This is a genomic window from Streptomyces sp. NPDC093598, assembly GCF_044764825.1.
In the GTDB taxonomy this organism is placed as follows: Bacteria; Actinomycetota; Actinomycetes; order Streptomycetales; family Streptomycetaceae; genus Streptomyces.
Genome location: NZ_JBIWIV010000003.1, coordinates 516,595 through 539,057, shown reverse-complemented (window position 1 = coordinate 539,057; position 22,463 = coordinate 516,595). Strand labels below are relative to the sequence as shown.

Sequence of the window (22,463 nt, the reverse complement as noted above, 5' to 3'; positions counted from 1 at the left end):
CAAGGAATACTTCCGGGCGGAAAAGAGGCGAAAGCTACGCCTTCGCCACCCATTGGGAGGTAGGAAGAGTCGGGCGCGCCGGGGATGCGGATGTCGTCCATCGCGCAGCGTGATTTGTGAGTGAACCGTACGTGGTCATTCGTGGTCAGTGAGGAGTGCCGGGTGGGTCAGCCGGAGATGCAGCCCGAGGGGCCGCCTCAGGACGGGCGGGGCGAGCAGGCGGCGGCCGGGCTGCGGCCGGGCGATCTGACCGGGCGGGTCTTTCCGCTCGGGGACTGGGGCGAGCCGGCGGTCCGGCTGGACGAGCTGTACCGGTGGGTGGAGCACGGGGCGCTGCGGACGGCGGCCTGGTATCTCGTGGACCGGGTGTGGAAGCGGCGGTGCGCGCGGGTGCTGCGCTGCGGGGCCGCGGCCGGGGCGGTCACCGGGGTCGCACTGCCCCTGCTGGACCTGACCGGCGTCGTGGGCGGGATCGCCCCCTGGGGGTGTCTGGCGCTGCTGCTGGGCGCCGCGTGCGTGGCCGCCGACCGGTACTTCGGGGTGACGTCCGGGTGGATGCGGGACGTGGCCACCGCGCAGGCCGTGCAGCGGCGGCTGCAGGCGTTGCAGTTCGACTGGGCGGCGGAGAGCGTACGCGAGGTGCTGGGGCCGGCGGAGGGGACGGCCGGCGAGGCCGCCGAACGGTGCCTGGGGGTGCTGCGCAGGTTCTCCGAGGACGTGACGGAGCTGGTGCGGGTGGAGACCGCGGACTGGATGGGGGAGTTCCGGTCCGGGGGCGCCGCGCCGGTGGGATTGCAGGCGGTGGTGTTCCCGGGACCGGGACGCGGGGCCGAGGCGGGGGTGAACGGGCGGTTCGCTGTGCCCCCGGCAGGGGGCGCCCGGCCGAACATGCCCCGGCAGCGGCCCCCGGAGCCCAGGTGAGAGGCCTCAGCTTCCGTCGTCCTGCGCGCACAGAGTGAGCCCCTCCGGTGTCCAGCACGGCACGTGGCCGTGGGTGCGGACGACGTCCTGGCCGTTGCCGCGGGCCAGGTACGTCAGGAAGCTCGACGCCAGGGAGTCGGCCGGGGGCCGGCCGTAGGTGTAGGCGTACTCGATCTCGCGGTAGGGGTAGTCGCTGGAGCCGTGCTCGATGGCGTCGACCGAGGCGGGGTCGCCGTCCAGACGCAGGGAGTGCAGGCCCTTCGCGCGGGCGGCCAGGTTGAGTTCGCTGTAGCCGATGGCGCCGGGCAGGCCGGCGACCGTGGCCAGGACCTGTTCGGTGGAGTCGAGTTCGCAGCGCAGGACGGCCGCCGTCGGGTCGTCCTTGTGGACGCAGTCGACGGAGGAGTTGGCGATCTCGCCCCGGCCCAGCACCCGGCGCTGGAAGACCTGCCGCGTCCCGGAGTTGGCGTCCCGGCTGACGAGGTGCACGGGCAGGTCGGGGCCGCCGAGCTGCCGCCAGTTGCGGATCTCGCCCCGGTAGAGGCGCCGGACGTCGTCGGTGGACAGGTTGGTCAGCTTCACGTCGTCGTGGACCACGAGCGCGAAGACGGACACCGCCACCCGGTTCTCCCGCAGGTCGGGCAGACCGGCCGGCTTGGGGCCGTCCGACAGGGCCACGACCGGCGGGGAGCCCTCGGAGTCCCGTTTCGCCCGGTCGCCGGCGGCCGTGAGCTCGCGTATTCCGGCCGTCGAACCGTGGGCGTCCACGTCGATGACCGGGTCGCCGCCGCAGTCCCGCTCGTATTTCGCGGCCACCTCGCGCAGGACGGGTGCGAACGCGGTCGAGCCGGTGAGGGTGAGGGTGCCGCTCGCGCAGCCGATCGGGGGCGGGGTGTCGTCCTGGGCGACGACGATCGCCGCCAGGGTGACCACGCTCGCCGTGAGCGCGATGGTGATCAGCCGTGCGGCCCTGCTGAACAGCGGCGGCTTCTCGTCCGGGGTGGCGCTGCGGTTGGGGTGCACCTCGCCGTCGCGCAGGCCGCCGACCAGCCGGATCTCGTCGCCGACGTCACCGCCGGAGAGGAGGACGAGAAGCTTGAAGTGGTCGCCGCGGTTGAGCGGGACGCGCGGGATGTGCAGCGTGTTCCCGTCGTAGGCGAAGCCGCGGCCGGCCGTGAAGTGGTCCATGAGGTGGTCGGTGTCCGACGGCTGGGTGACCGAGACACCGCGGACCGTGCGGCCGGTGAACACCGCGGTCAGGCCGTGGAGTTCGGGGCCGGTGTAGTCGTCGCGGTCGATGCCCTGCGAGCCGTCGTTCTCGATGCGCAGCAGGACGAGAGTCGCGTCGGACATGTCGGGAGCCTCGTCGAACAGGCCGAGGCGGCGGTTGGCGCGGCCCGAGCGCACGTCGTCGCCGATGGGATTGTCCATCTGCACGCGGTAGCCGATGCGTTTGCGGCGCGGTACCCGGCGTTCGTACCAGACCATCACGCCCGAGGCGATGATGCCGAGGAGGGCCGTGGCCACGGCCACGAGGTTCTCCGCGCTCAGCCACTGCATCGTGGGTGCCCCCGCCGCCGCCCGGACGATTCGCTCGTCCGGTCACCGTACGGCCGTACGGGCGCCCATCCGGCCTTCGTCGGCCGGAATTCGCCCGACGTTCAACGAGTCGCTTGCGACCGGGAGTTGGTCACTGCCTCGTGTACGTCAGCCGCTCCCCGCTGCTGGTGTTCACACGCTGGAGCCTGCCGTCCGGGAGGAGGGTGACCTCGGTGGGCGCGCCCGGGGTGCAGGCGGTGCGCGGCTGCCCGACCTTCACGGTGGACGGGCCGATCCTCAGCGCGCCGTCGGAGCCGGGTTCCGCGGTCAGCCGCCCCTCGAACACGCAGTGGTAGGTGCCGCCGCCCTTGGTCGGGCCGTCGGCCACGAGGGACAGGACCGTGTCGCCCGGTTCGCCCTGCTGGATGGTGAGCGAACGGCTGTGCGCGCCGTCGGCGTTGTCGATGCTCGTGGTCCAGGTGCCGAGGTACCCGGCCGGGATCGTGCCGTCTCCCGGAGAGGGGGAGGTGTCCGGCCGCGAGGTCGTGGGGGACGGGCCCGGGGTGGTCGGCGGCGCGCCCGTGCTCTGTGTGGGGCCGGGGCCGTCGTCGGCCCGGTCGTCGCCGCCGCCCTGCATCAGCGCGTACACCGACCCGCCCGCGGCGAGCGCGACGACCAGGGCGATCACAAGGAGCAGCACGGTGGAACGGCCGTCTCTTCCCCGCTCCGGCTGCGGGGGGCCGTAGGGCGGGGTCGTGCCGTAGGGCGGCGGGCCGTAGGGCGGGGTGGAGCCGAGGCCGCCGTAGGCGGGGTGGGGCGGTGCGACGCCCGGGGCACCGGGCTGGGGGTGCTGCTGGGGGTAGCCGTACATCGGGTACGGGGGCGGCTGCGGTTGCGGTTGCGGGTGGGACGGGGCGCCCGTGCCCGGGAGTTGCCGGGGCGCCGGGGGCGCGCTCTGACCGGCGACCATGGTGGGCAGATGGTTCACCGGCGGGCCCTCGCCCGGCAGGCCCGGCGGGGGCGGGCCGGGGGTCGCGGCGGGCGCCGCCGCGGGGGCCGCCGGCAGCGCGGGGCGCGGCGACGACTCGTCGGCGGCGGGGGCGTGTTCGGGGGTGGGGCCGGGGCCGGGGTTCTCGTCGGGGCCGGAAGCCCGCTGATCGGCGGGCGGCTCGGGAGAACCCGCTCCCTCGGCTGAGCCGGCCCCCTCCGGATCCTCCGCGTCCAGCAACCGCACGGCGTGCCGCCCCAGTTGGGCCACCAGTGCGCTCGGCAGCCAGGGGTCGAGGGCGCGGCCGTCGGAGACGGTGTCGTCCGCGCCCGTGCGTTGCAGGACGCGGTCGAGGGAGGGCCGGGCGGCGGGGTCCTTGCGCAGGCAGTCCCGGACGAGGTCGGCGATGCCCTCGGGGACGCCCTCCAGGTCCGGTTCCTCCTGGGCGATGCGGAACATCAGGGCGTGCACGCCGCTGTTGGCGGTGCCGAAGGGCAGGGCCCCGGTCGCGGCGTAGGCGAGGACCGAGCCGAGGCAGAAGACGTCGCACGCCGGGGTGATGCGGTCGCCCCGCACCTGCTCGGGCGCCATGAAGCCGGGCGATCCGACGAGCGCGCCGGTGCGCGTGAGCCCGCCGTCCGTCACGGTCTCCAGGGCGCGTGCGATGCCGAAGTCGATGACGCGCGGGCCGTCGATGGTGACCAGCACGTTGGACGGCTTGAGGTCGCGGTGGACGATGCCGGCGGCGTGGATGTCCTTGAGCGCGTGCGCGAGCCCGGCCGCGAGGATCCGGACCGTCCGCTCGGGCAGGGCACCGTGGTCGTGCCCGACGACCTGCTGGAGACTCGGCCCGGCGACATAACCCGTGGCGACCCACGGCACCGCCGCCTCGGTGTCCGCGTCCAGCACCGGAGCCGTCCAGTACCCGCCGACCCGCCGCGCCGCCTGCACCTCCTGCCGGAACCGCTCCCGGAACTCCTCCTGCGCGGCGAGTTCCTCACGGACCAGCTTCACGGCGACCGTACGGCCCCGCTCGGAGCGGGCCAGATAGACGTGCCCCATGCCCCCGGCGCCGAGCCGCGCCAGCAGCCGGTACGCACCGATACGTTGCGGATCCCCGGGCCCCAGCTTCTCCATCGCTCAGCCGCCTTCCCCCCACACGCGAGCAACAGACCGAGAATAGTGCGGGGCCGGGGCGGGGTGGCCCGGGCGACGTCTACGGTTCGGTAACAGGCGGACCAGCCTGTTCGAGCACCTTCGACAGCCGTTCGAGGACGCGGACCGCCTCCGCCAGCTCCGTCTCCCCGAACGCCTCGGCCAGCCGGTCGGCGAAGGCCGCGTGCCCGGGGTCGATCCGGGCGATCGCCGCACGCCCCTCCCCGGTCGGCGTGAGGAGCTTGGCCCGGCGGTGCGCCGGGTTCGGCCGGTACTCCGCGAGCCCCCGCTCCACCAGCAGGTCGGCGATGCGCTGCACGCTCTGCCGTGTGATGCCCATGGCGCGGGCGATGCCGGAGACGGGCAACGGCTCGCCGAGGACCGCGCCGAGCACCTGCCACCAGGCGGCGGTGAGCCCGGCGGGCCGGGCCAGTTCCTCCGCCACCGCGAGGAACTGGCCGTTGAGCCTGAACACCCCGAGGGCGCTGCGGCTGAGCAGGTCCTGACGCTCCCGGCTCACAGGGCGCCGGCCTTCTCCAGCACCCCGTACGCCTCCGCGTCGGAGTCGTGGAACAGCCGGTACCAGGCGTCCAGCACCTCACCCTCGTAGACCCCGAGCAGCCGGAGGATCTCCCGGGCGAAGGCGACGGGCTCGGTCGGGCCCGCGGTGATCAGGGCGCCGTCGGTGACGGCGTCGGCCTCGACGTAGCGCCCGCCGCCCGCGTAGCCGGTCGCGGCCAGGTAGAAGGAGACCGCGCTGGTGTGGTCGCGGTCGTCGAGCAGGCCCTCCCGGGCGAGTCCGGCGGTGGCGCCGCAGATGGCGGCGACCGGGACACCCGCGTCCAGGAACGCCCGGGCGGTGCGGGCGAAGGGGGCGAGGTCGTCCGACGTGTCCCAGAGATCGGCGCCCGGGAGGATCAGCAGCGCACTGTCCTCGGGTCGCAGGTCGTCCAGGGCCAGGTCGGGCTGGATGCGCAGGCCGCCGACGCTCGTCACGGGGGCGGTGGACGGGCCGACGGTGCGGATCTCCCGGCCGGCGCGGGCGAGGTGGGCGGTGGCGTGGCCGGTCTCCCAGTCGGCGAGGGTGTCGTAGACGGCGAGATGGACGGGCTTGCGCGTTCCGGTGGCGTTCATGGTTCCTCCTCGGACCCTGTGCCTTATGACAGTATCCTCACATCTCGACAGTAGGCTGTCAAATAGAGGGGTGGCGTCTGGACAACCTGTCGGAGGAAGGCCGCCGACGGCAGACAGGCCGCCGATTTCACCGCCCCCTCCCCCGCGCCTACGCTCGCCCGCATGACCCCTCAGCCGAACCCCGAAGCCGGTGCCGCCGTCAAGGCCGCCGACCGTGACCACGTGTTCCACTCCTGGTCCGCTCAGGAGCTCATCGACCCGCTCGCCGTCGCCGGTGCCGAGGGGTCGTACTTCTGGGACTACGACGGCCGCCGCTACCTCGACTTCTCCAGCGGGCTGGTCTACACGAACATCGGCTACCAGCACCCGAAGGTCGTCGCGGCGATCCAGGAGCAGGCGGCACGGATGACGACCTTCGCGCCCGCCTTCGCGGTCGAGGCGCGGTCGGAGGCGGCCCGGCTGATCGCCGAGCGGACCCCTGGCGACCTGGACAAGATCTTCTTCACCAACGGCGGCGCCGACGCCGTCGAGCACGCCATCCGGATGGCCCGTCTGCACACGGGCCGCCCGAAGGTGCTCTCGGCGTACCGCTCGTACCACGGCGGTACGCAGCAGGCCGTGAACATCACCGGCGACCCGCGCCGCTGGGCCTCCGACAGCGGCACGGCCGGGGTCGTGCACTTCTGGGCGCCCTACCTCTACCGCTCCCGCTTCTACGCCGAGACCGAGGAGCAGGAGTGCGCGCGGGCGCTGGAGCACTTGGAGACGACGATCGCCTTCGAGGGACCCTCGACCGTCGCGGCGATCATCCTGGAGACCATCCCGGGCACCGCCGGGATCATGGTCCCGCCGCCCGGCTACCTCGCCGGGGTGCGGGAGATCTGCGACAAGCACGGGATCGTCTTCGTCCTGGACGAGGTCATGGCCGGGTTCGGGCGGACCGGTGAGTGGTTCGCCGCGGACCTGTCCGGCGTCACGCCGGACCTGCTGACCTTCGCGAAGGGCGTGAACAGCGGGTACGTGCCGCTGGGCGGTGTCGCGATCTCCGGCGCCATAGCGGAGACCTTCGGCAAGCGCCCGTACCCCGGCGGTCTGACGTACTCCGGGCACCCGCTGGCGTGCGCCGCCGCCGTCGCGACGATCAACGTCATGGCGGAGGAGGGCGTCGTCGAGAACGCGGCCCGGCTGGGTGCGTCCGTCGTCGGACCGGAGCTGCGCGCGCTCGCCGAGCGGCACCCGAGCGTCGGCGAGGTGCGCGGCGTCGGCATGTTCTGGGCGCTGGAGCTGGTCCGCGACCGCGAGACGCGGGAGCCGCTGGTGCCGTACAACGCGGCCGGTGAGGCGAACGCCCCCATGGCCGCCTTCGCCGCCGCCGCGAAGAAGGGCGGGCTGTGGCCGTTCGTGAACATGAACCGGACGCACGTGGTGCCGCCCTGCAACATCAGCGAGGCGGAACTCAAGGAAGGGCTCGCGGCGCTCGACGCGGCGCTCTCGGTCGCCGACGAGTACACGGAGTAAAGAGCTGTAAACCCGTCAGTAACCGACATTCTCGCGCCTCGATCGAACGCGTAAGGTGGCGTGCTCGTACACATGGACGCGCACGCCACCCGAACGCGACGAGGGAGACGCCCTGACCATGCCCGCCAGCACCGGCAACGGCGCCGTGACGCGCAGCACCCTGCGACAGCAGATCGCCGACGCGCTTCGGGACGAGGTGCTGGCCGGGCGGCTCCAGCCGGGGCAGGAGTTCACGGTCAAGGAGATCGCCGAGCAGTACGGGGTGTCCGCGACGCCGGTGCGGGAGGCGCTCGTCGACCTGTCCGCGCAGGGGCTCCTCGAAGCCGACCAGCACCGCGGCTTCCGGGTCCACGAGTACTCGGTCGAGGACTTCCGCGGCATGATCGAGGCCCGGGGGCTGGTCATCGAGGGGATGTTCCTCGCGCTCACCGAGGGACGCCCCAACGCGGTGCGGCCGGACGATCCTCGTGCCGCCGCCGTGGTCGCCGGGGTCCGCAGGCGCGGCGAGGAGGCGCAGCGGGCCGCCGCCGCCGGTGATCTCACCGTCCTCATCGGCTACGACCTGCGCTTCTGGCGCGAGCTCGGCGCCTGCTTCGGCAATCCCTACCTCACCGACTTCCTGCACCGGCTGCGCGTCCAGACCTGGGTCTGCGCGGTGCAGCACCTGCGCCGGCTGACCGATCTGCGCGGCGAGTTGTGGGCCGGTCACACCGAGCTGGTCGACGCCCTGATCGACCGTGACAACGACGCCGCCCGGGCGATCATCGCCGCGTACAACACGCACTCGGTCACCCTGATCGAGCGGCTCGCCTCCGGATGACCTGAGTCGCCGCTGCCCGTATGGGTATGGGACATGCACGGCGGGAGCCGTGACCGTGCCGCACCGCTACCCTTCTTGACCACCGTGCTACCCGACCACCGCGCTGAGCGAGGAGCCTTCTTTGGCCTGTGACCTGTGGCTGGTACCGCTCGTCGACGTGTTGTGCCACACGCCGGACAATCCCTTCGCCGAGGAACTCGCGCAATACAACAAGGTGCTCGCGGAGGCCGGTCTGCCGCCGGTGCCGGTGTACCAGTACATGCCGGGCCTGTCCGGCGAGGTCGCCCCGGTCGCGGGCTTCGACTACGACGCGCTGCACTTCCTGCGCCGCGCCTATCTGCTCCAGGTGTGCGGCCTGCCGGTGACGCCCGTGGACGAACTCGGCGGCGACTACGAACAGCTGCTGGAGATGTTCGAGTCGACGGCCCAGCAGTCGCACCTGGTCTGGCACTACGACCACGCGGGCGCCTACGTCCCCGTCGACTTCCCCAGCCCGCTCGCCGACGACGATCTCCTCGCGGGCGGCGGCCCGCTGGGCTCCTCGCACGCCCTGCTGCGGGAGCTGGAGCTGGTCGCCCCGGTCATCGGCATCGACCCGGGCAACCCGCCGGCGGCCCCCCAGCCGCCGCTCGCCCCGACGGAGCTGGAGGAACCCGCCGTCCCCGCCCCGTACGATCCGAGCCCGTTCGCCCGAGAGCGGCACGTCTGGCTCGGCCTGCACGCGGCCGTGACCCGCAGCCTCGCCCAGGGGTCGATGATCGTCTTCAGCTGAGCCGGCTCAGCGTCCCAGCTGGGAGAGGCCCTTCCGCACGTCCTCGACGTTCATCACCGGCGTGTACGTGATCTCCGCGCCCAGCTGGAGGAAGAAGGGCCTCGGCGAGCGCCCGCATCTGCCGGCTGTCCTGCATGTCGAAGTACAGGTAGGCGGTGCGGCTTGCCGTGGTCGGTGGTGAAGCAGGCCGCTTCGGGCGCCGTTCCCGGCGACTCTCCCCGCGGGGAACGCAGGCCGCCCCCCGTACGCACGAGGGGCGGCCTGCGGACACGGAGACGGGTCAGATGAACGAGTTGATCTCGATCGTCTCGTCCCGGCCCGGGCCCACGCCGATCGCGGAGATCGGGGCGCCGGACATCTCCTCCAGCGCCTTCACGTACGCCTGGGCGTTCTTCGGCAGGTCACCGAAGCTCTTCGCCTTGGAGATGTCCTCGTTCCAGCCCGGGAGCATCTCGTAGACCGGCTTGGCGTGGTGGAAGTCCGTCTGGGAGTACGGGAGCTCCTCGACGCGCTTGCCGTCGATCTCGTACGCCACGCAGACCGGGATCTGCTCCCAGCCGGTGAGGACGTCGAGCTTGGTGAGGAAGAAGTCGGTCAGGCCGTTCACGCGGGTCGCGTAGCGGGCGATGACCGCGTCGAACCAGCCGCAGCGGCGGTCACGGCCGGTGGTGACACCGCGCTCCCCGCCGATACGGCGCAGCGCCTCGCCGTCCTCGTCGAACAGCTCGGTGGGGAACGGGCCGGCCCCCACCCGGGTCGTGTACGCCTTGAGGATGCCGATGACCCGGCCGATCTTCGTCGGGCCGACTCCGGCGCCGGTGCAGGCACCGCCCGCGGTCGGGTTCGACGAGGTCACGAAGGGGTACGTGCCGTGGTCGATGTCGAGCAGGGTCCCCTGGCCGCCCTCGAACAGGACGACCTTGTCCTCCTCCAGCGCCTGGTTCAGGACCAGGACGGTGTCGGCGACGTACGGCGCGAGCTTGTCCGCGTAGGCCAGCAGCTCCTCGACCACCTGGTCCACGGCGATCGCGCGCCGGTTGTAGAGCTTGGTGAGGATCTGGTTCTTGACGTCGAGAGCCGCCTCGACCTTCTGCGTGAGGATCGACTCGTCGTACAGGTCCTGCACGCGGATGCCGACGCGGTTGATCTTGTCGGCGTACGTCGGGCCGATGCCGCGCCCGGTCGTGCCGATCTTCCGCTTGCCGAGGAAGCGCTCGGTCACCTTGTCCACCGTCACGTTGTACGGCGTGATGATGTGCGCGTTTCCGCTGAGGAGGAGCTTGGACGTGTCGACGCCACGCTCGTTCAGACCGCTCAGCTCGGAGAGCAGGACCGACGGGTCGACGACGACGCCGTTACCGATGACCGGCGTGCAGCCGGGAGACAGGATTCCGGAAGGGAGGAGGTGCAGTGCATACTTCTGGTCACCCACGACCACCGTGTGGCCGGCGTTGTTGCCGCCCTGGTAGCGCACTACATAGTCCACTGAACCACCGAGCAGGTCGGTGGCCTTTCCCTTGCCTTCGTCACCCCACTGAGCACCGAGCAGCACAAGTGCGGGCACGCGCGTACACCCCTTCCGGGCGGGGCATGTCCATGGTCGAGGGCGCACGCGGAGGATCGCAGCCGCGTGCACCGCGACCGCCGTTGGCCGCCAACCGTCGGACCGGATGCCCCGGAATAGACGAAGCCCCTGGCGCAATAGCGCAAGGGGCTCTTGCACAAAGATGCTACCCGAGGAAGCGAGGCATGGCCGAGGTGGCGACTTCCACGACGTCCGAGCAGCTGCTGGTGGTGGTCGACCCGGTCGCCCGTCGGTCGGACGGCGAGTCCGTCAGGATCGCGAAAGACGTGCTCGGGGCGGGTGCCGGCATGAAGCTGTGCCTGCCGGACGGGCCCGAGGAATTCGCCCGGGCGCTGGCCCGGCGGGGCTCTCGCAGACCGGTGGTGGTGGGCGACGACCGGGCCCTGCTCCGCGCGGTGGCGCTGCTGCACCGGCATCGGGAGCTGGCCGGATGCGCGCTGTCGGTGGTGCCGGTCGGCGGTGCGCTGTCCCTGGCGCGGTCGCTGGGGGTGCCGACGGGGACGGTGGCGGCGGCGCGGGCGGTGCTGGACGGGGTCGAGCGGCGGATGGACCTGATGGTCGACGACAGTGACGGGGTGGTGCTGGGCGCGCTGCGCATACCGCCGCTGTCGCCCTCCCCGGTTGGAGCCGGCCCGCCGGCCGCGCCGGATCCCGGCCACCCGCCGGGTCACCCGTGGCTGCGGACCTGCCAGTCGCTGGTCCGGACTCTGGTCCCGGTCCCCCGCCCGTCCCGGCTCGCCGCCGCGCCCGAGCCGGGGCCCTCCCGGCTGCGGGTCGAGGTGGACGGGGAGACCCTCGTCGACCTGAACCAGCCGGTGGAGGCGGTGTCGGTGTCACCGTCCGCGGCGGGCATCGCGTCGGTGGAGATCAGACCGGTGTCGGTGGGCGCGGAGGCCTCGCCGCTGCTGGCGGAGGGCCGCACGGTGACCGTCTCGGGGGCGCACTTCCGCTACCGGGCGGACACGGTGGTGTCGGGGCCGGTGCGGACGCGGACGTGGGTGGTACGGGAGGGCGCGTGGGGGCTGACGCTGCCGGCGGGGCGGTGAGTCGGCCCTCGGTCTTCTCCTGTTCGGGGGCCTGTCGGTCCTGATCAGCCGACCTCGACGGCCAGCCCCTCCAACCCCCTGATCACGAAGTTCGGCTTCCTCTCCGGCTCGGCGGCGAGTCGGAGTGTCGGCGCCCTCTCCAGCAACGCCCCCATCGAGGCCGCCAGTTCGATACGGGCCAGGGGTGCGCCGATGCAGTAGTGGATGCCGGCGCTGAAGGAGATGTGGGGGTTGTCCGTGCGGGTCAGGTCGAGGGCGGACGGGTTCGCGAACACCGCATCGTCGTGGTTGGCGGAGCCGAAGAGCATGGCGATCTCCGCGCCCCGGGGGATCGTCGTGCCGGCGATCTCGATGTCGTCCAGGACCCATCGTTCGAAGAGCTGGAGCGGGGTGTCGTGGCGCATCAGCTCCTCGATCGCGGAGGGGATGAGCGTGTGGTCGGCGCGCAGCAGCGCGAGCTGGGACGGGTTGCGGAACAGGGCGTACCAGCCGTTGACCGTGGCGTTCACCGTGGCCTCGTGGCCGGCGTTGAGCAGCAGGACGCAGGTGGAGATCATCTCCTGCTCGGTGAGGCGGTCGCCCTCGTCGTGGGCCTCGATGAGACCCGAGACGAGGTCTTCGCCCGGCTCCTTGCGGCGGGCCGCGATCAGATCGCGCAGGTAGTCGGAGAACTCGACCGACGCCCGGACCGCCTTCGCCGCCGTCTCCTTCGACGGGTTCAGCTCGTACATCCCGCAGATGTCCGCCGACCAGGGGCGCAGCGGGGCACGGTCGGACTCCGGGATACCGAGCATCTCGGCGATCACCGCGACCGGGAGCGGCTCGGCCACGTCCTTCAGCAGGTCGCCGCCGCCCGCCGCGACCAGCGCGGACGCCAGTTCGTCGGCCAGGCCCCGCACGTACGGCTTCAGCCGCTCCACCGTGCGCGGCGTGAACGCCTTCGACACCAGGCGGCGGATGCGGGTGTGGTCCGGCGGCTCCAGGTCGAGCATCCCGTGGTCGTTGAGCGTGTGGAACGGCTCGTACTCCGGCGGGGGCGCGGTGCGGCCGAACTCCTCGTGCGTGAACCGGTGCTGGTACGTCCGGCCGAGGCGCCGGTCGCGCAGCAGTGCCGAGACGTCCGCGTGGTGCGGGACGAGCCACTGATTCGTGGGCTCGAACCAGTGCACGCGGCCCTGGGCACGCAGCTCGGCGTAGGCGGGGTACGGGTCGGTGAGGAACGCCGGGTCCCACGGGTCGAACCCGAGGTCGGAAAGAGCTGCCATGAACGGACGCTAGCCCGACAGCCCCCACTCTGACCAGGGGCGGCGCCCACCCGTCACCCCGGCGTCACCAGCCGCGCCTCGTACGCGAACACCGCCGCCTGCGTCCGGTCCCTGAGGCCCAGCTTCACCAGGATCCGGCTGACATGGGTCTTGATCGTCGACTCGGCGACCACCAGCTGCTCCGCGATCTCCGAGTTCGACAGGCCCTGCGCGATGAGGACCAGCACCTCCGTCTCCCGGTCGGTGAGATCCCCGTAGGCCGCCTGCCCGGAGGGCATCAGGCGCGGGGTCGCGGAGAGCTTGGAGAACTCGGTGATCAGCCGCCTGGTCACCGACGGAGCCAGCAGCGCCTCCCCGGACGCCACCACCCGCACCCCGTCGGCGAGCTGGCGGGCCGAGGCGTCCTTGAGGAGGAAGCCGGAGGCACCCGCGCGCAGCGCCTGGTACACGTACTCGTCGAGGTCGAACGTGGTGAGCACCAGCACCTTCGCCGCGCCGTCGGCGGCGACGATCTCGCGGGTCGCCTCGATGCCGTTCAGCTCGGGCATGCGGATGTCCATCAGCACCACGTCCGGGGTGAGCTCGCGGACCTTGGCGACCGCCTCCCGGCCGTTCACCGCCTCTCCGACGACCTCGATGTCCGGCATCGCGTTCAGCAGGACCGAGAAGCCCTCGCGCACCATCATCTGATCGTCCGCGATCAGCACGCGGATGGTCATACGTCACCCTCGTCCGGCAGGGCGACCGGCAGGAACACCGCCACCTCGTAACCTCCGTCGTCCGTGCCGCCCGCCGTCATCTCGCCGGTCAGCATCGACACCCGCTCCCGCATGCCCGTGATGCCGTGCCCGGCGCCGGGCGAGGGCTTGATCAGACTCGGGTTCGGCGGCGGGCCGTTGACTATGCGCAGGCCCAGGCCGCCGAGAACGTACCCGATCTCGACGCGGGCCGGCGCGCCCGGCGCGTGCCGCAGGGAGTTGCTCAGCGCCTCCTGCACGATGCGGTACGCCGAGAGCTCCACGCCCTGCGGAAGCTCCCGCACCGCCCCGGTCACCACCTTCTCCACCGCCAGTCCGGCCTCCCGCACATTGGCCAGCAGCCCGTCCAGGTCGGCGAGCGTGGGCTGCGGGGCGTCCGGGGCCTCGTAGTCCTCGGCGCGGACGACGCCCAGCACCCGGCGCAGTTCGGTCAGGGCCGCCACCGCGTTCTCCCGGATCGTGGCGAACGCCTTCTCCAGCTCGGGCGGCGGGTTCTCCACCCGGTACGGCGCGGCCTCAGCCTGAATGGCGACGACCGACATGTGGTGGGCGACGACGTCGTGCAGCTCACGGGCGATCGTGGTGCGCTCCTCCAGCAGGGTGCGGCGGGAGCGCTCGTGCGCGGTGACCGTCTGCTGGGCGGTGACCTCCTGCTCGGCGTTACGGCGGATGTGCCAGACGGTGACACAGAGCAGGATCAGGGCCGATATGACCAGCATGGGTCCGGAGTTGCTGCCGTACTCGTAGTAGGTCGGACCGATACCGGTGTCCGCGAGGACGGCGTACAGCGCCGTCAGCGCCCACATCCACGCGGCCGTGCGCGGCCGGGTTCGGATCGCCACCACCGTCAGCACGGTCAGGTGGCAGACGAAGCTGCCGGGCGCCCAGGGCCATTCGCCCCAGCTGCTGCCGAGCACGGAGGCGATCGGGGTGGAGATCATGGACGCCCAGAAGGCGCCGACCGGCCGCACCATGGTCAGCAGCACGGGAATCGTGCAGAGCAGACCGAGCAGCAGGGCCTGGCCGCCGGTGTCGACCGTGGAGGAGGCCAGAGTGATCAGGGCCGCGACGGTGATCGCGGCGTGCGGGAGCCACGCCGCGTACTCCCGCAGCCGCCCCGGCAGCCGCCGGACGAGCCGCCCGTCCGTGCGCCGGGCCGGCAGCGGCCGGTAGGCGAACGCGTCCTGGAAGAGGTCCTGCCTCAGGCCGCGCAGGGAATCCACCGCCACCCGGTACTCCGGACTGCGCGGCTTGGCCCGGTCCCCCGGCGGCGTGGTCTGCATGTGAGTCGTCTCGGTCACGTACAGAACGGTAGGCGCACCCCGTGGTCGCGGTCGTCCCCAGTGAGAGGGGTCATAGGAGGTCCCTCTCAGGTACTACGGGGACCACCGGGCGGCCTCAGTACCCCGACGGCCGCACCAGCCCCGACTCGTACGCGAACACCGCCGCCTGTGTCCGGTCCCTGAGGCCCAGCTTCACCAGGATCCGGCCGACGTGGGTCTTCACCGTCTGCTCGGCCACGAACAGGTGCCGGGCGATCTCCGCGTTCGACAGGCCCTGCGCGATCAGGGCGAGCACCTCCGTCTCCCGCTCGGTCAGGTCGCCGATCCGTTCCTTGAGCGGGGCGCGGGGCCTGCCGTCGAGCCGGGAGAACTCGGCGATCAGCTTGCGGGTGATGACCGGGGCGAGCAGCGCTTCCCCGGCTGCGACCACCCGGACCGCCTCGGCGAGCTGCTCCGACGACGCGTCCTTCAGCAGGAACCCGGAAGCGCCGGCGCGCAGCGCGTCGTACACGTACTCGTCGAGGTCGAAGGTGGTGAGCACCAGCACCCTGACGTCCGGGTGCGCGGCCGTGATGCGCTCGGTGGCCTCGATGCCGCCGACACCGGGCATGCGGATGTCCATCAGGACGACGTCCGGGGCGAGCTCCGCGGCCTTGGCGATGCCGCCCTCACCGTCCTTCGCGTCGCCGACGACCTCTATGTCGGGCTGGGTGCCGAGCAGCACGGTGAAGCCCTGCCGGACCATCGCCTGGTCGTCGACGATGAGAACCCGGATGGGGTCGCCGGTGCCGCTCGTCATGATGTCCCTCCCTGGGGGGCCGTGGGGTGGTCGGTGCCCGGCGTGCCCGCGGTCGGGGTCTCCGGGAGGAAGGCGGTGACCTTGAAGCCGTCCCAGTGCCACGGGTGCGCCGTCATGGTGCCGCCGAGCATCGCGACCCGCTCCCGCATGCCGAGCAGTCCGTGCCCCGCCCCCGTCGACGGCGGAGGCGGCCCGGTCGGGCGGCCGTTGACGATCTCCACCTCCACGCCGTCCGGCTCGTAGGTGAGACGGACCGTGATCCGCGCGCCGGGCGCGTGCCGCAGGGCGTTGCTCAGCGCCTCCTGCACGATCCGGTACGCCGACAGCTCCACGCCGGGCGGCAGCGGACGCCGCTCGCCGTTGATGTCGGTGACGACCTCGCGGCCCGCGGCCCGGGTGTTCTCCACCAGTGCGTCGAGCCGGTCGAGCGTGGGCTGCGGCGCGTGCGGTGTGGTCTCGTCACCCGCGCCGGCGAGCGACTCCCCCGGCCCGGGGTGCTCCGAGCGCAGCACGCCCAGCACCCGGCGCAGCTCGATCAGGGCCTCCAGCGCGTTCTGCCGGATGCCCGCGAGGTTCTCCCGGAGCTCGTCGGGCGGGTTCTCCACGAGGTGCGGGGCGACCTGCGCCTGGATGGAGATGACCGACATGTGGTGGGCCACCACGTCGTGCAGCTCCCGCGCGATGCGGCTGCGCTCCTCCAGCAGGGTGCGCCGGGTGCGTTCCTCGGCGGTGAGCGTGGTCTGCTCGACGAGTTCCGCACGGGCCTCGCGCCGGCCGCGCAGGGCGGTGCCGAGTATCACGACGACGGTGAACAGGGAGACCGCGAGCAAGCCGGTGGGGTCGTAGGGCTCCCCGGTCCACGTTCTCTCGAAGACGTAGGTGATGAACCCGGTCACCGCCAGGGCTGCCACCGCCGCGCGGGTGGGCACCCGCAGCGCGAGCAGCAGCAGCACGAACATCTCGGCGATGATCCCGGCGGCGGTCCAGGGCCAGGTGTAGGTCTCCAGGTCGAAGCCCATACGGGTGCGCACCGTGACGGCGCCCAGGGTGAACGCCCCCAGGGACAGCCACCACGCCGGCACCGGCCGCCACAGCCCCAGCACCACGGCGCCGCCCTGCCCGCCCGCGACGAGCAGGGCCAGGCCGGAACCGAGATGGCCGTTGTCCGCCAGATCGCCCGCGCCGCCGACCGTGATGCCGAAGGCGGCCAGGCACAGCAGTCCGTGCGGCAGCCAGCGCAGCCAGGTGGAGGGCGGCAGCGGGTCCGCCCGGACGGTCCACAGCTCCCCGCGGACGCCCCGCAGCCAGCCCGTGACGCGCGCTCGCAGCGCGCGGCCCACCCCCGTGTCCGTCACGCGGCCCAGCCTAGACATGCCGGGCCCCCGCCGGTGCGCCCCGGTCGGACGGACGGTGCGCCCGCACCACCCGGGACCTGCGGCCCCGGCCACCGCCGCCCCGCTCGAAGGAACGGAAGGCGGCCCAGCAGACCGCGAGGGCGAGCGCGAACACGGGCAGCCACAGCAGCCGGACCCCGACCCAGCCGAGCCCGTCGGGCACCGTGTGCAGGCCGGGCAGCCGGCCCGCGAGGAGGCCGGTGGCGGTCGTGGCCATGAGGGCCGTCTGGTGCCAGAGGAAGACGGTCATCGCGGAGAGGTTGACGAGCGCCACCACCGCCCATGCCACCGGCCTGCGCATCGCCCGCCGCAGCCGCTCGCGCAGCAGCAGGGCGAGGCCGCACTGGGCCAGGCCGAAGGTGACGACGGCCAGAGTCGGCGGGTCCAGGTTGGACATGCCCTCGCCCGGGACGCCGACCATCGACGCCGGATAACCCGCCCACGCGACGAGCGCCGCGGTCGCCGCCGCCCCGGCCCCCAGCAGCACCCATCCCGCGCGGCGCTCCAGCTCGCCGCGGGTCCAGGCCGCGCCCAGCGTGTAGGGCACCATCCAGGCGGCTGCCACGTTCACCCAGCCCAGCCAGGCGGGGCCACCCAGGCCGAAACGCAGCAGGTCCACGTGCAGGACGACGGCCAGCGGCCAGAGCGGGTTGAGCCGGGTGAGCAGCGGGGTCGCCGCCGTCAGGCCCGCGAACACCACCAGGAACCACATCGGCGCCAGGGCCAGCTTCACCAGCGTACGGACCGTGCCGAACTCGGCGCCCGACAGCAGCAGGGCGAGGGCGGCGACCGTCCACAGGCCGAGGACGGCGGCGACCGGTCTGAACAGCCGGGACAGCCGGGCCGTCAGCCACTGGTGGTAGGGGACTCCACGGGCCCGGGCCGAGGCGTGGCCACGGGTGGCGACATGCCCGCCGACCAGGAAGAACACGGCGAGGGTCTGGAACATCCAGGAGACGGGCGCCAGCCAGGGCATGTGCTGCAACGGGCTCGCCGTGCGCAGGGCGGGGCCGTCGGAGACCAGGGCCGTGACCAGCCAGTGCCCGAGGACCACACCGAGGACGGCGGCGGCGCGCAGGGCGTCCACGGCCCGGTCACGGCCGGGCTCGGTGGCCGTGGCGATGCGGTCGGCGCCGCGGCGCACTCCCTGCCGGATGCCTCGTACGCCGATGTCAGTCATGGGTCACCGCCTTGGTCTCGCCCAGGACGATCCGGGCCAGGTTGGTCAGGGAGGTCGAGCCGGGGCTGAAGTACTCGCTGTGGCCGACGTCGCCGGCCGCGAAGGCCCGGGCGCCGAAGGACGGGGAGACGGGGTCGGTGCCGAAGCCGACGGTGGTGCCGAACAGGTCCACGCCGAGGTGCGGTACGTGCTCCACCCAGTCGTCGGCGCCCCGGGCCGCCCAGACGCGGGCGCGGGTGCGCAGGGCGGCCGTGGTGTCCGCGCCGGTGCCGGGGCTGCCGACGAGCGCGATGTCGTCGACGGCGAGTCCGGCGGCGGAGCGGCCGCAGACGACCGAGCCGTAGGAGTGGCAGAGCAGCGAGATGCGCGGTCCGTCGCCGGTGATCGCGCGCAGGTCGGCGACCAGCGCCCGCAGGTGCGGGGCCGCCTGCTCCGCCCTGCCGGTCGTCGTGACCGTCGTGCTGACCGTGCCCGGTGTCTCGTAGCCCAGCCAGGCCACGACCGCGGTGTGCGTGCCCGCCGGGGCCTGCCGGGTGAGCTGCCGGTGCAGGGCGGCGGCCGCCGCGTGGAACCGGCCGTAGGTGTCGAGGCTCGTGTCGGAGCCGGGGACCAGGACGGCGACGCGGTCGGCCCGGGCGAGGTCGCCGAGGACCTCCGTCACCCGGCCGGAGCCGCGGCCGTCGAACCGCAGGAGGTGCCGGGCCGGGGCGGCCAGACGACGGTCCGTCGCGGCGCGGTCCCCGTCGTGGTGCGCGGCGGCCATGCGGGCCGCCTCGGCGGCGTTGGCCCGGTTGGCCGCGTACGCCGCGTCGAGCGTCGACGCGCTGAGAGGCGCGAGGGAGGCGGGGGACGGGGCGGGGATCTCCGGCCGCACGGCCGCGGAGAGGGGGAGCACCACCGCGCCCGTGATGAGAGCGGCGAGCGTGGCGCGGACCCATCTGCCGGCGCGGCGTGTGCCGCCGTCGCCACGGCGGTACTCCGATGCGGACCCCATGGTCGTCCCCCTCCAGCGCACCCGGCCATCGGGTCTGCGTGGAAGGGAAGTTACGGAGCGGGACACCTGGTCCGCGTCACACCGAGGAACTCACCTGCGGCGTAGCTCTCAGGTACTACGGGTATGACCGGGGACCACTCCTACGGGCCCGCCGGGGACGCCGCCACGAAGCCGTGCAGCGCACCGCTCACCAGGCCAGTTGCGCGATCTCCTCCACCACCACCGCGCAGGCGTCCGCCGCCGGGTCGATGAGCGGGAAGTGCCCGACGCCCTCCAGCAGCGTCACCCCCACCATCTCCCCGGCCTTCGCCGCCGCTTCGGCGTACGACTCGGCGACCGCCTGCGGCACGTCGAGGTCCGTGCGGCCCTGGACGAGGGTGGTGGCGATGCCGGTGGGCAGCAGCAGCGCCGGGTCCGCGTACGGCTGGCGTTCCGCGAAGTGCTCGTCCCCGCCCAGGAGTTGGCGTGCCGCGCCCCCGCACACGTCCAGCTTGTCGGCGATCGCGAGATCCGCGATCGGGGCGAGGGCGACCACGCCGCGCAGCGTCACCGGGCCGCCGCTGCGCCAGGGCGAGCCGGACGGCAGGACGTGCCGGGCGGCACCCCACAGCGCGAGATGTCCGCCCGCCGAGTGGCCGGTGAGGACCGTACGGCGCGGGTCGGCCTGCGGCAGCACCTCCCGTACCAGCGCCGGAAGGGCGTCCAGCGCCGCGGCGACGTCGTCGAAGGTGTCGGGCCAGCGCCCCGCGACGGAGTCGTCGCCGCCACCGCGCCGGTACTCGGCGCTGGCCACGGCGAATCCGCGGCGGGCGAGGAAGTCCGCGAAGGGGCTGATGTGACGCCGGTCGTACGGCGCCCGCCAGGCACCGCCGTGCAGCACGACGACGACCGGGGCCGGTCCGGGGCCGCCCTCCCGGCGCGGTGCGAAGAAGTCGATCACCTGGTCCGGGTGGTCGCCGTAGGCCGCGGTGGCGTCGGGGTCGACGGGCGCGTGGGAGAAGGCCGACTTCTCCTCGGCAGCGGCCCGTGCTGCTGCGACGTCGTCCGTCATGCTCCAACCTTCCAGCGATGAACCGTACGGGGCCGACCAGTTGAGGGGTCGGCCGTTGGCCGGGACGGTACCAGGCGCGTGACGTGCGGGGACACGGGGATGTCACGCTCGGTGAAGATCGGACGGGCCTGCCGTTCCGGGGACGGCGGGGCCGGGACACCGCAGGGGCGACCCGGCAACCGCCGCCGCTCAGGCCAGCGTCTCCGCCAGCACCCGCGCCGCCCGCTCCACGTCGGCGAACCCGACGTACAGCGGGGTGAAGCCGAAGCGCAGCACGTCCGGCGCCCGGAAGTCACCGACCACACCCCGCTCGATGAGCCGTTTCATCACGTCACCGGCGTCGTCACAGCGCAGGGCGATCTGGCTGCCCCGTTCCTCGTGCGCCACCGGCGTCACGCACGCGACCCTGCCCTCGGGCACATACGCCGCCACGCACTCCAGGAAGAAGTCCGTCAGCGCGAGGGACTTGGCCCGCACCGCCTCGACCGACACCCCGTCCCAGACCTCCAGGGCCGCCTCCAGGGCGAGCATCGAGAGGATGTCGGGGGTACCGACCCGGCCGCGCAGGGCACCGGGGGCCGGCTCGTAGCCGGTGCGCATGCCGAACGGCTCGGCGTGCGAGTTCCAGCCGGGCAGCGGCGATTCGAAGCGGTCCTGCACCTCGCGGCGCACATACAGGTACGCCGGTGAACCGGGCCCGCCGTTCAGGTACTTGTAGGTGCAGCCGACCGCGAGATCCACGCCGTGCTCGTCCAGCCCGACCGGCAGCGCGCCCGCGCTGTGGCACAGGTCCCAGACGGCGATCGCCCCGGCCCCGTGCACGGCGGCCGTCAGTCCCGGCAGGTCGTGCAGCCGGCCGGTGCGGTAGTCGACGTGGTTGAGCAGGACGGCGGCGGTCCGGTCGCCCAGCGCGTCCGGCACGTCCGCCGGTGCCACGGGCCGCAGGGTGCAGCCGGTCATGCGGGCGGCGGACTCGGCGATGTACCCGTCGGTGGGGAAGGTCGTCGCGTCGACGAGGAGCTCGTCACGGCCGTCCCCGGCCATCCGCACCGCACCCACGAGTGCCTTGAAGACGTTGACGCTTGTCGAGTCGCCCACCACGACCTGGCCCGGCGCCGCCCCGACCAGCGGGGCGATCCGGTCACCGATCCGCTCGGGCGCCGTCCACCAGCCGCTCTCCTCCCACGATCGGATGCGCAGCTCGCCCCACTGGCGGCGTACGACGTCCTCGACCCGCCCGGGGACGACCGCCGGCAGCGCGCCGAGCGAGTTGCCGTCGAGGTAGACGACCTCATCCAGCACGAACTCGGCGCGCTTGCCGGCCAGTTCGTCGCCGGCGTCCAGCTTCCGCGCGCGATCGGACAGCTCGGACGGCTCGGACAGCTCGGACGGCTCAGACAGCTCAGACAGCTCAGACAGCTCAGACATAGGACCGCGCCGTCCACAGCTCGGGAAACACGTTCTTCTGCGCGCGCTTCTCCAGCCAGGCCACCCCGGCGGAGCCGCCCGTGCCGGTCTTGGCGCCCATCGCGCGCCGGGTGGCGACCAGGTGGTCGTTGCGCCAGCGCCACACCAGTTCGGCGACATCGCTCAGCGCCTCGCCCAGCCGGGCGACCTCGTCGCTCTCGTCGCCGGAGTAGACGGCCGTCCAGGCCGCCTCCACCTGCGGCGACGGCTCGTAGCGCTTCGAGACGTCGCGCCCCAGCACGGCCTCCGGGATGTCGTACCCGCGCCGCGCGAGCAGCCGCACGACCTCGTCGTACAGACTCGGCTCGTGCAGCGCCTTCTCCAGCTCGGCGTGCACGCGCGGTGCGCCCCGGTGCGGGACGAGCATCGACGCGGACTTGTCGCCGAGCAGGAACTCCATGCGCCGGTACATCGCGGACTGGAAGCCCGAACCCTCGCCGAGGGCGCTGCGATACGAGTTGAACTGGGCCGGGGTGAGCTGGGCGAGCGGCTTCCAGGAGTGGTTGAGCGCCTCCAGCTCGCGTACGGACCTCTTGAGCGCGGCGGTGGCGGTGGGGATGTCGTCCCCCCTGAGCGCGCCGGCCGCCGTCTCCCACTCGTGGACGATGACGGTGAACCACAGCTCCATCACCTGGGTCGTCACCAGGAAGACCATCTCTCCGGGGTCGTCGGAGAGGGTGTGCTGGAGGTGCGTGAGCACGTCCGCCTTGACGTAGTCCTCGTACGGCGTCGTGCCGTGGAAGTCGAGATGCGGGGTCTCGGGCTCGTGAGCCTCGTGGGACATCGCTGTCTCC

The 22,463-nt window shown here is 72.9% G+C and carries 20 protein-coding genes; 5 read left to right on the top strand and 15 right to left on the bottom strand.

All coding sequences use genetic code 11. The features are described 5' to 3' along the window. Nucleotides 1-162 precede the first annotated feature (162 nt). A complete protein-coding gene (locus ACIRDU_RS14270) occupies nucleotides 163-921 on the top strand; it encodes an SLATT domain-containing protein (protein ID WP_403578545.1) in 759 nt (252 codons plus the stop codon). Nucleotides 922-927: 6 nt separating this feature from the next. On the opposite strand, the gene ACIRDU_RS14265 is transcribed toward ACIRDU_RS14270, so the two are convergent. The 4 genes from ACIRDU_RS14265 to ACIRDU_RS14250 form a co-directional block, all read right to left on the bottom strand. Next, nucleotides 928-2,481, bottom strand: coding sequence for a substrate-binding domain-containing protein (locus ACIRDU_RS14265; RefSeq protein WP_403578542.1), 1,554 nt, complete (start codon nucleotides 2,479-2,481; stop codon nucleotides 928-930). A gap of 130 nt (nucleotides 2,482-2,611) precedes the next feature. Continuing rightward, nucleotides 2,612-4,585, bottom strand: coding sequence for a serine/threonine-protein kinase (locus tag ACIRDU_RS14260; RefSeq protein WP_403578539.1), 1,974 nt, complete (start codon nucleotides 4,583-4,585; stop codon nucleotides 2,612-2,614). Nucleotides 4,586-4,664: 79 nt separating this feature from the next. Beyond that, a complete protein-coding gene (locus ACIRDU_RS14255) occupies nucleotides 4,665-5,123 on the bottom strand; it encodes a MarR family winged helix-turn-helix transcriptional regulator (RefSeq protein WP_403578536.1) in 459 nt (152 codons plus the stop codon). Then, the gene (locus ACIRDU_RS14250) at nucleotides 5,120-5,737 is read right to left on the bottom strand and encodes a type 1 glutamine amidotransferase family protein (protein WP_403578533.1); all 618 of its coding nucleotides are present in this window, start codon (nucleotides 5,735-5,737) and stop codon (nucleotides 5,120-5,122) included. The genes ACIRDU_RS14255 and ACIRDU_RS14250 overlap by 4 nt, the downstream gene beginning before the upstream one ends. A gap of 162 nt (nucleotides 5,738-5,899) precedes the next feature. Here ACIRDU_RS14250 and ACIRDU_RS14245 point away from each other — a divergent pair, with 162 nt between their 5' ends. The 3 genes from ACIRDU_RS14245 (at nucleotide 5,900) to ACIRDU_RS14235 (ending at nucleotide 8,847) form a co-directional block, all read left to right on the top strand. Continuing rightward, a complete protein-coding gene (locus ACIRDU_RS14245) occupies nucleotides 5,900-7,255 on the top strand; it encodes an aspartate aminotransferase family protein (RefSeq protein ID WP_403578530.1) in 1,356 nt (451 codons plus the stop codon). Nucleotides 7,256-7,373: 118 nt separating this feature from the next. Beyond that, on the top strand, nucleotides 7,374-8,075 hold the full coding sequence (locus tag ACIRDU_RS14240; RefSeq protein ID WP_403578527.1) for a GntR family transcriptional regulator: 702 nt from the start codon (nucleotides 7,374-7,376) through the stop codon (nucleotides 8,073-8,075). A 121-nt stretch (nucleotides 8,076-8,196) separates the two neighbouring features. Further along, complete coding sequence (locus ACIRDU_RS14235) at nucleotides 8,197-8,847, top strand: hypothetical protein (protein WP_403578524.1); 651 nt, start codon at nucleotides 8,197-8,199, stop codon at nucleotides 8,845-8,847. A 280-nt stretch (nucleotides 8,848-9,127) separates the two neighbouring features. On the opposite strand, the gene ACIRDU_RS14230 is transcribed toward ACIRDU_RS14235, so the two are convergent. Further along, nucleotides 9,128-10,411: an adenylosuccinate synthase gene (locus ACIRDU_RS14230; RefSeq protein ID WP_403578521.1), complete on the bottom strand. Its 1,284-nt coding sequence runs from the start codon at nucleotides 10,409-10,411 to the stop codon at nucleotides 9,128-9,130. A gap of 185 nt (nucleotides 10,412-10,596) precedes the next feature. On the opposite strand from ACIRDU_RS14230, the gene ACIRDU_RS14225 reads away from it, so the two are divergent. Continuing rightward, entirely contained in the window at nucleotides 10,597-11,478 is an 882-nt protein-coding gene (locus tag ACIRDU_RS14225; protein ID WP_403578518.1) for a diacylglycerol kinase family protein, read from the top strand. A gap of 44 nt (nucleotides 11,479-11,522) precedes the next feature. Here ACIRDU_RS14225 and ACIRDU_RS14220 read toward each other — a convergent pair whose 3' ends face one another. The 10 genes from ACIRDU_RS14220 to ACIRDU_RS14175 form a co-directional block, all read right to left on the bottom strand. Then, a complete protein-coding gene (locus tag ACIRDU_RS14220; protein ID WP_403578515.1) occupies nucleotides 11,523-12,743 on the bottom strand; it encodes a cytochrome P450 in 1,221 nt (406 codons plus the stop codon). A 53-nt stretch (nucleotides 12,744-12,796) separates the two neighbouring features. Next, the gene (locus tag ACIRDU_RS14215) at nucleotides 12,797-13,462 is read right to left on the bottom strand and encodes a response regulator (RefSeq protein WP_403578512.1); all 666 of its coding nucleotides are present in this window, start codon (nucleotides 13,460-13,462) and stop codon (nucleotides 12,797-12,799) included. Beyond that, nucleotides 13,459-14,784 carry a sensor histidine kinase gene (locus ACIRDU_RS14210; RefSeq protein ID WP_403579007.1) on the bottom strand — a complete coding sequence of 442 codons (1,326 nt, stop codon included), beginning with the start codon at nucleotides 14,782-14,784 and terminating at the stop codon, nucleotides 13,459-13,461. The genes ACIRDU_RS14215 and ACIRDU_RS14210 overlap by 4 nt, the downstream gene beginning before the upstream one ends. 115 nt (nucleotides 14,785-14,899) lie before the next feature. After that, nucleotides 14,900-15,583 (bottom strand): response regulator, encoded by a 684-nt coding sequence (locus ACIRDU_RS14205; RefSeq protein WP_403578510.1) that lies wholly within the window; start codon nucleotides 15,581-15,583, stop codon nucleotides 14,900-14,902. Next, complete coding sequence (locus ACIRDU_RS14200) at nucleotides 15,580-16,956, bottom strand: sensor histidine kinase (RefSeq protein WP_403578507.1); 1,377 nt, start codon at nucleotides 16,954-16,956, stop codon at nucleotides 15,580-15,582. The genes ACIRDU_RS14205 and ACIRDU_RS14200 overlap by 4 nt, the downstream gene beginning before the upstream one ends. Further along, nucleotides 16,949-18,157, bottom strand: coding sequence for an acyltransferase (locus tag ACIRDU_RS14195; RefSeq protein ID WP_403578505.1), 1,209 nt, complete (start codon nucleotides 18,155-18,157; stop codon nucleotides 16,949-16,951). Before ACIRDU_RS14195 ends, ACIRDU_RS14200 begins: the two co-directional genes overlap by 8 nt. Next, complete coding sequence (locus ACIRDU_RS14190; protein ID WP_403578501.1) at nucleotides 18,150-19,151, bottom strand: alpha/beta hydrolase; 1,002 nt, start codon at nucleotides 19,149-19,151, stop codon at nucleotides 18,150-18,152. The genes ACIRDU_RS14195 and ACIRDU_RS14190 overlap by 8 nt, the downstream gene beginning before the upstream one ends. Before the next feature lie 187 nt (nucleotides 19,152-19,338). Continuing rightward, nucleotides 19,339-20,202: an alpha/beta hydrolase gene (locus ACIRDU_RS14185; protein ID WP_403578498.1), complete on the bottom strand. Its 864-nt coding sequence runs from the start codon at nucleotides 20,200-20,202 to the stop codon at nucleotides 19,339-19,341. Nucleotides 20,203-20,391: 189 nt separating this feature from the next. Next, entirely contained in the window at nucleotides 20,392-21,630 is a 1,239-nt protein-coding gene (gene kynU / locus ACIRDU_RS14180; protein ID WP_403578495.1) for a kynureninase, read from the bottom strand. Further along, a complete protein-coding gene (locus ACIRDU_RS14175; RefSeq protein WP_403578492.1) occupies nucleotides 21,623-22,453 on the bottom strand; it encodes a tryptophan 2,3-dioxygenase family protein in 831 nt (276 codons plus the stop codon). Before ACIRDU_RS14175 ends, kynU begins: the two co-directional genes overlap by 8 nt. Between the last annotated feature and the right edge of the window lie 10 nt (nucleotides 22,454-22,463).

Coding starts and splice junctions, on each gene's coding strand:
- ACIRDU_RS14200 (WP_403578507.1), bottom strand. CDS start 16,956: ATGTCTAGGCTGGGCCGCGTGACGGACACGGGGGTGGGCCGCGCGCTG.
- ACIRDU_RS14215 (WP_403578512.1), bottom strand. CDS start 13,462: ATGACCATCCGCGTGCTGATCGCGGACGATCAGATGATGGTGCGCGAG.
- kynU (WP_403578495.1), bottom strand. CDS start 21,630: ATGTCTGAGCTGTCTGAGCTGTCTGAGCTGTCTGAGCCGTCCGAGCTG.
- ACIRDU_RS14210 (WP_403579007.1), bottom strand. CDS start 14,784: ATGCAGACCACGCCGCCGGGGGACCGGGCCAAGCCGCGCAGTCCGGAG.
- ACIRDU_RS14265 (WP_403578542.1), bottom strand. CDS start 2,481: ATGCAGTGGCTGAGCGCGGAGAACCTCGTGGCCGTGGCCACGGCCCTC.
- ACIRDU_RS14260 (WP_403578539.1), bottom strand. CDS start 4,585: ATGGAGAAGCTGGGGCCCGGGGATCCGCAACGTATCGGTGCGTACCGG.
- ACIRDU_RS14225 (WP_403578518.1), top strand. CDS start 10,597: ATGGCCGAGGTGGCGACTTCCACGACGTCCGAGCAGCTGCTGGTGGTG.
- ACIRDU_RS14245 (WP_403578530.1), top strand. CDS start 5,900: ATGACCCCTCAGCCGAACCCCGAAGCCGGTGCCGCCGTCAAGGCCGCC.
- ACIRDU_RS14190 (WP_403578501.1), bottom strand. CDS start 19,151: ATGGGGTCCGCATCGGAGTACCGCCGTGGCGACGGCGGCACACGCCGC.
- ACIRDU_RS14205 (WP_403578510.1), bottom strand. CDS start 15,583: ATGACGAGCGGCACCGGCGACCCCATCCGGGTTCTCATCGTCGACGAC.
- ACIRDU_RS14240 (WP_403578527.1), top strand. CDS start 7,374: ATGCCCGCCAGCACCGGCAACGGCGCCGTGACGCGCAGCACCCTGCGA.
- ACIRDU_RS14220 (WP_403578515.1), bottom strand. CDS start 12,743: ATGGCAGCTCTTTCCGACCTCGGGTTCGACCCGTGGGACCCGGCGTTC.
- ACIRDU_RS14250 (WP_403578533.1), bottom strand. CDS start 5,737: ATGAACGCCACCGGAACGCGCAAGCCCGTCCATCTCGCCGTCTACGAC.
- ACIRDU_RS14185 (WP_403578498.1), bottom strand. CDS start 20,202: ATGACGGACGACGTCGCAGCAGCACGGGCCGCTGCCGAGGAGAAGTCG.
- ACIRDU_RS14195 (WP_403578505.1), bottom strand. CDS start 18,157: ATGACTGACATCGGCGTACGAGGCATCCGGCAGGGAGTGCGCCGCGGC.
- ACIRDU_RS14175 (WP_403578492.1), bottom strand. CDS start 22,453: ATGTCCCACGAGGCTCACGAGCCCGAGACCCCGCATCTCGACTTCCAC.